Annotated in this window: 4 protein-coding genes, 1 tRNA gene and 2 pseudogenes; 2 read left to right on the top strand and 5 right to left on the bottom strand. The window is 65.1% G+C overall.

Going from position 1 to position 6,647, the window contains the following annotated elements:
• A pseudogene (locus NMG80_RS37915) lies at positions 1-245 on the bottom strand (BA14K family protein); the annotation flags it as partial.
• Between the two features lie 263 nt (positions 246-508).
• Here NMG80_RS37915 and NMG80_RS22505 point away from each other — a divergent pair.
• Positions 509-584 (top strand) — tRNA-Lys (locus NMG80_RS22505).
• A gap of 197 nt (positions 585-781) precedes the next feature.
• Here the strand turns inward: NMG80_RS22505 and dprA are convergent.
• The 4 genes and pseudogenes from dprA to NMG80_RS22485 all read right to left on the bottom strand — a co-directional run bounded on the left by dprA (position 782) and on the right by NMG80_RS22485 (position 4,753).
• Positions 782-1,905: pseudogene (gene dprA / locus NMG80_RS22500) on the bottom strand (DNA-processing protein DprA).
• Positions 1,902-2,489 (bottom strand): glycerol-3-phosphate 1-O-acyltransferase PlsY, encoded by a 588-nt coding sequence (gene plsY / locus NMG80_RS22495; protein WP_254020144.1) that lies wholly within the window; start codon positions 2,487-2,489, stop codon positions 1,902-1,904. The pseudogene dprA and the gene plsY overlap by 4 nt, the downstream one beginning before the upstream one ends.
• Positions 2,490-2,507: 18 nt before the next feature.
• Positions 2,508-3,794: a dihydroorotase gene (locus NMG80_RS22490; protein ID WP_254020143.1), complete on the bottom strand. Its 1,287-nt coding sequence runs from the start codon at positions 3,792-3,794 to the stop codon at positions 2,508-2,510.
• Positions 3,791-4,753 (bottom strand): aspartate carbamoyltransferase catalytic subunit, encoded by a 963-nt coding sequence (locus tag NMG80_RS22485; RefSeq protein WP_254020142.1) that lies wholly within the window; start codon positions 4,751-4,753, stop codon positions 3,791-3,793. Before NMG80_RS22485 ends, NMG80_RS22490 begins: the two co-directional genes overlap by 4 nt.
• Positions 4,754-4,911: 158 nt before the next feature.
• On the opposite strand from NMG80_RS22485, the gene NMG80_RS22480 reads away from it, so the two are divergent.
• On the top strand, positions 4,912-6,540 hold the full coding sequence (locus tag NMG80_RS22480) for a DNA alkylation response protein (RefSeq protein WP_254020141.1): 1,629 nt from the start codon (positions 4,912-4,914) through the stop codon (positions 6,538-6,540).
• Positions 6,541-6,647: the final 107 nt, after the last annotated feature.

Genomic DNA, 6,647 nt, shown 5'->3' with positions numbered 1-6,647 from the left:
CGACGGAAATCACGGCGAGAAAAATCGCGACGGAAATCACGGCGAGAAAAATCGCGACGGAAATCGCGACGGGAGAAATCCCGGTTCCTCCACCTCCACCGTTCATCCTGAACGGTCTGGACATCCGACGAGATGTTCTGACCCAGCGGCACGTAGATGGGCTGGGCGTTGACGGGCACGATTTGTGCTACAGCGAATGACGCTGACAGCACGGTCGCCAGCAAGCCCGACATGATCCTGTTCATGGTCTTCTCCTTGAAAGCGTCGTCCCTTGTAGCGACAAAAACGGGCGGGTTGCGCAATTGTTCCGCGAAAAATAGCAAGCTGCTGATTTGTAATGCGTCTCGGCTTCTGTGCGAGACTTGCCACTCGGATCTTGTCGAGACGGTTTGCGAGGCGTCGGAGACCGCGAAAAGTCCGACTTGCAAGGCCTCTTTTTCCGGTTGACCGTTCGAGACACTCTCCCTATGTTCCGCGCAATTTCGAGGGCGGCATCCTGAGCCCGCGGGAGCGCGTAGCTCAGCCGGTAGAGCAACTGACTTTTAATCAGTAGGTCCAGGGTTCGAATCCCTGCGCGCTCACCATTTTTTCGCGTGGAACTTCAACATGTTAGCGTTTTGGCGTCTGGAACAGAGCCGGAACCGTGCGACTTTTTGCGGCCCGTGCGACATAAAAAGTCGCACGGGCCGTTCGCTTACTGTTCCCGTCTAACGCGAGGTGCTTTGTGACGCGCTGGGTTTTCTAGCGGCGTCGGGCCAGGTTCTCTCAAGAATCGTCTCGATCACACCAGCGAGACATTGCCGCCGGCGTGGCGCTCCAGCCGGCCGGCGAGGTCGAGTTCCAGCAGCACCATGAAAACCTGGGCGGGATGCAGGCCGGTGTGGCGGATGATTTCGTCGATCGCCACCGGCGTCGGGCCGAGCGCTTCGATGACGCGAGCGCGGTCGTCTTCGCCGGGCGGCGGTGTTGCCGAAAAGTCGGGCGGCTCTTCGAGCGGCGGCATCCTTGGCGCCAGTGCGCCGACCAGCGGCGCGATCGCACCGGTAATGTCCGATGCCTCGGTGACCAGGGTGGCGCCGTCCTTGAGCAAGGCGTTGGCGCCGGCGGCGCGCGGATCGAGCGGCGAGCCGGGGACGGCGAAGACCAGCCGGCCCATCTCGCCGGCAAGCCTGGCGCTGATCAGCGAGCCGGAGCGTAGCGCCGCCTCGACCACGACCAGCCCCAATGCCGCACCGGCGACAAGTCGGTTGCGGCGCGGAAAATCCTGGGCGCGCGGCTGCCAGCCGAACGGCATCTCTGAAATGATGGCGCCGCCGCGCTCGGCAATCTCGTTGCACAGTGCGGCATTCTCGGGCGGGTAGGGCAGGTCGAGGCCGCCGGCCAGCACACCGATCGTGCCTGACGCAAGGCTGCCCTGATGTGCTGCCGTGTCGATGCCGCGCGCCAGGCCGGAGACGATGCCGAAGCCGTCGCGGCCGAGTTCGGCGGCGAGCGTGCGCGCCATCTTGATGCCGGCCAGCGAGGCGTGCGGGCGCCGACTATGGCGACCGCCGGCAGCCGGAACACCGCGCCTTCGCCTTTGACGGCAAGCATCGGCGGCGCATGGTCCATGCTTTTCATCAGCGGCGGATAGTCAGCCTCGCCGATGCCGACGAAGCGGGCGCCGGCGCGCCGGGCGGTCTCCAGTTCCGCCTCGGCCTCGGCCATCGTCGGGATGCGGACGATCTTTCTGGCGCCGCCCGAAATCATCAGCTCGGGCAGCATTTCGAGCGCCGTCTCGGCCGAGCCGAAGCGGTTGATCAGGTCGCGAAAGGTGGCCGGGCCGACATTCGGCGTGCGGATCAAGCGAAGCCAGCTCAACCGCTGCCGGTCGCTGAGCCGCGTTCCGGCGGCGCGCTGGCTCACTCCCTGGCCCCGATCTTGCCCTCGGTGCCGGCCAGCAGCCGGGTAATGTTGGCCCGGTGTTTTATGATGACGATCAGGCTCATCAACGCGAACAGCCCGGCAATCTGAGGCGTGCTGAGGACATAGAGGGCGATCGGCACGACGACTGCTGCCGTCAGCGCCGCCAGCGAGGAATAGCGGAACAGGAAAGCGACGGCCAGCCAGACGAGGGCGAAGATCAGCGCCACCTGCCAGGCAAGAGCGATCAGCACGCCGAGATAGGTGGCGACCCCCTTGCCGCCCTTGAAGCCAAGCCAGACCGGGAAGAGATGGCCGAAAAAGGCGCCGAGGCCGGCCCAGGGCCCGAGCTCCGGGGCAAAGCGACCGGCGATCAGCACCGCCGCCGTGCCTTTCAGCGCGTCGAGCAGCAGCGTGGCGGCGGCCAGGCCCTTGTTGCCGGTGCGCAGCACATTGGTGGCGCCGATATTGCCGGAGCCGATGTTGCGGACGTCGCCAAGGCCGGCGGCACGAGTGATCAGGAGGCCGAACGGGATCGAGCCGAGCAGATAGCCGAACACCAGCGCCAAGACAATGCCGTAAGCCATTGTTCCCCCGGATATGCCCTAGGCCGAAAACACTGTGCGGCCCGCCACCATCGTTTGCAAGACCTTGCCCTGCAGCCGCGCGCCTTCGAAACAGGTGTTTTTCGAGCGCGAACGGATGCCGCTTTCGCTGACGATCCATGGCTCGTCGAGATCGACCAGCGCAAGGTCGGCGACCGCACCCGGCTTCAGCGTGCCGCCGGGCAGGCCGAACAGTCTTGCCGGAGCAGTGGACAATTTCTCAACCAACCTGAGCAGCGTCATATCGCCATTGTGGTAGAGCCGCAGCGCTGCGCCGAGCAGTGTCTCCAGCCCGATGGCGCCGGCCGCGGCGTCGGCGAAAGGCAGGCGCTTGGTGTCGACGTCCTGCGGGTCGTGCGAAGATACGATGATGTCGATCGTGCCGTCATTGACCGCCTCGATCATCGCCAGCCGGTCTTCCTCGGCGCGCAATGGCGGCGTCAGCCGGAAGAAGGTGCGGTATTCGCCGACATCGTTCTCGTTGAGAGACAGATTGTGGATCGAGACGCCTGCTGTGACATTGGCGCCGTCGGCCTTGGCCCTCGTTACCGCGTTTGCCGCCATGGCAGTCGAGATCTTGGCCGCGTGATAGGCGCCGCCAGTCAGCCGCGCCAGCGCAAGATCGCGCTCCAGCGGAATGGACTCGGCCTCGCGCGGAATGCCGGCAAGGCCGAGCCAGCTGGCATAGAGGCCTTCGTTCATGACGCCTGATGAAGCGAGGTCGGCGTCCTGGGTTTCATGCGCGATCACGCCGCCGAAATCGCGCGCATAGGTCAGCGCGCGGCGCATCACCAGTGCGCTTGATATGGTGTGCCGCCCGTCAGTGAAGGCGATCGCGCCGGCCTCGCGCAGCAGGCCGAATTCGGTCATCTCGCGGCCTTCGAGGCCTTTTGTGATCGCCGCCGCCGGAAAGATGTTGACGATGGCCGTGTCCTTGGCGGTGCGCAGCACGAATTCGACCAGCGCGACATTGTCGATCACCGGGTCGGTGTCGGGCATCATGACGATGGAAGTGACGCCGCCGGCGGCCGCCGCCACACTAGCCGAAGCGATGGTCTCGCGGTGCTCGCCGCCCGGCTCGCCGATGAAGACGCGCGCATCGATCAGGCCGGGAATGATTGCTTTGCCGGCGCAGTCGATGACGGTAGCATCTTGCGCAGCGCCCTGGTTCAAGGCCGCCTTGCCGGCGGCGACGATCTTGCGGCCCTCGACAATGACCGTGCCGACCTCATCGATGCCGCGCGACGGATCGACGATGCGGGCCCGGCTGAAGACCGTTGTGCTCATCGGGCAACTTCGCGGTTGCGGCGGGGGTCGAGCAGCGCTTCCATCACCGCCATGCGCACGGCAACACCCATCTCCACCTGTTCCTGGATGACGCTCTGCGGACCGTCGGCGATTTCCGAGGCGATCTCGACGCCGCGGTTCATCGGGCCGGGATGCATCACCAGAGCGCCGTCCTTGGCCGCCTTCAGTTTCTCAGCGTCGAGGCCGAAATAGTGGAAATATTCGCGCACCGAAGGCACGAAGGCGCCTTCCATCCGCTCGCGCTGCAGCCGCAGCATCATCACCACGTCCGCCTCCTTGAGCCCTTCGGCCATCGAACGGGTGACGATCACGCCCATTTTCTCGATGCCGGCGGGCAAAAGCGTGGACGGCGCCACCACGCGCACCTGCGCGCCGAGCGCATTGAGCAGCATGATGTTGGAACGCGCCACGCGCGAATGCAGGATGTCGCCGCAGATCGCTACGATCAGCTTCGACAGCGGGCCTCTGGCGCGGCGGATGGTCAGCGCGTCGAGCAGCGCCTGCGTCGGGTGCTCATGGGCGCCGTCGCCGGCATTGATCACCGAGCAGCCGACCTTTTGCGCCAGCAGCGCCGCGGCACCCGCCGACTGGTGGCGGATGATCAGGATGTCGGGATGCATGGCGTTCAGCGTCATCGCCGTGTCGATCAGCGTCTCGCCCTTCTTCACCGAAGAGCTGGCCACCGACATGTTCATGACGTCGGCGCCGAGCCGTTTTCCGGCCAGCTCGAACGACGATTGCGTACGTGTCGAAGCTTCGTAGAACAGATTGATCTGAGTGCGGCCACGCAGCGTCGAGGCCTTCTTCTCCGACTGCCGCGAGATCGCGACCGACCGGTCCGCCCTGTCCAGCAAAAGCTCGATGTCGGCGGGGGAAAGATCGCGGATGCCCAGAAGATGGCGGTGGGGGTAGAGTGGCAGGGACGAAGCGTCGGTCATCTCAAGGCGCTGCTATAGGGTGGAGGACCTTTGGCTGCAAGCACCAGCTTTGGATTGCGGCCTTTCTCCCCGGTATTTTCGTCGCGCGCGTTGCGCGGCTTGGGTTATAAACCGCTGATGGCTTCGGATTCGTGGCCTTGTGATGATAAGGACAGTGCGTGACCGATGACGTGACGAACCAGCCCCCGCCGCTGGCAGGCGGCAACGCCTGGCGGGGCGATCCGTTGATGATCCAGCTTGCCGAGCGTTTTTCCGACCCGGTGCGCAAGGATCTCGATGGGCTTGGCCGTTTCGTGCTGACGCAGGAGGCGCAGGAGCTGGCCCGCCTCGCCAATGTCGAGACGCCGAAGCTCAGGACCCATGATCGCCAGGGCCGGCGCATCGATCTGGTCGAGTTCCATCCAGCCTATCATGCGCTGATGCGCCGGTCGGTGGCGAACGGGCTGCATTCGTCGGTTTGGGAAAATGGCGATGCCGAGATCGGCCGCCGCCATCAGGTGCGCGCCGCCCGTTTCTACCTGACGGCCCAGCTCGAAACCGGGCATCTCTGTCCCATCACCATGACCAGCGCATCGCTGGCAGCGCTGATGGCCAGCCCAAAACTGTTTCGCGAATGGGCGCCGCGGGTGACGACACGCAAATACGACCAGAGCCAGAAGCCGCCGGTCGAAAAGGCCGGGCTGACACTCGGCATGGGCATGACCGAGAAGCAGGGCGGCACCGACGTCCGCGCCAACGTCACCAGGGCCGAGCGCGCCGGCAGCAGCTTCTATCGGCTGACCGGCCACAAATGGTTCATGTCGGCGCCGATGTCGGATGCGTTCTTGGTGCTGGGACAGGCGCCGGAAGGACTTTCCTGCTTTCTCGTTCCCCGCATTCTCGGCGATGGTTCGAGCAACGGCTTCCGCTTCCAGCGGCTGAAGGACAAGCTTGGCAACCGCTCCAACGCCTCGTCCGAAGTCGAATTCGTCAATGCCATCGGCGAGATGGTCGGCGAGCCCGGGGCAGGCGTCAAAACGATCATGGATATGGTGACGCTGACCCGGCTCGACTGCGCGATCGCCTCCTCGGCGATCATGCGAGCCGGGCTGGCCGAAGCCGTCCACCACAGCCGTCACCGCCAGGTGTTTGGAACCAATCTGATCGAGCAGCCGCTGATGCAGCGCGTGCTGGCCGACATGGCGCTCGACGTCGCCGCCGCCACCGCGCTGTCATTTCGACTGGCGCGCTCTTTCGACGAGGCGGCCGGCGACCGCGGCGAGGCGGCCTTCGCTCGCGCCATGACGCCGGTCGTCAAATACTGGGTCTGCAAGATCGCACCGCCGCTGCTCTATGAGGCGATGGAATGCCTCGGCGGCAATGGCTATGTCGAGGAGGCGCCGCTCGCCCGCTACTATCGCGAAGCTCCGGTCAACGCGATCTGGGAGGGATCCGGCAACGTCATGGCGCTCGACGTGCTGCGCGTGCTGGGGCGTGCACCCGGCCTGTTCGAGGAGGTGCTGGCCGGCATCGATCGCGATCTCGGCGCCGGCGGGCGCGGCACCGTCGGTGTGCTCAAGGCAGCAATGCAGGTCGCAGCAACCGATGAGGGTTCGGCCCGTCTGCTCACCGAGCAACTGGCGCTGTCGGCGGCAGCGGCGGAGCTCCGCAGGCTGGGTGCAGGGCGGATCGCCGACGCCTTCGTCGAGACGCGCCTCGCCGGCCAGTGGCGCAACACCTATGGCATGCTCGATTCACGCCATGACGCGCGTATGATCATCGACACGCTCTACCCACCGGTCACCTGAAGCGATTTCTCGTCGTTCGTCGCGCCGCTGTGGATGACCGTTAACCTTAACAAATGGTTTCCATTGCAGCGGCAGGCCGCAAAGCCCACTGTCCTGTTTACGGAAGC

Origin of the sequence: Mesorhizobium escarrei (genome assembly GCF_935825525.1) — a bacterium.
Taxonomy (GTDB): Bacteria; Pseudomonadota; Alphaproteobacteria; order Rhizobiales; family Rhizobiaceae; genus Mesorhizobium; species Mesorhizobium escarrei.
This window is presented reverse-complemented; position numbering and strand designations above follow the sequence as displayed.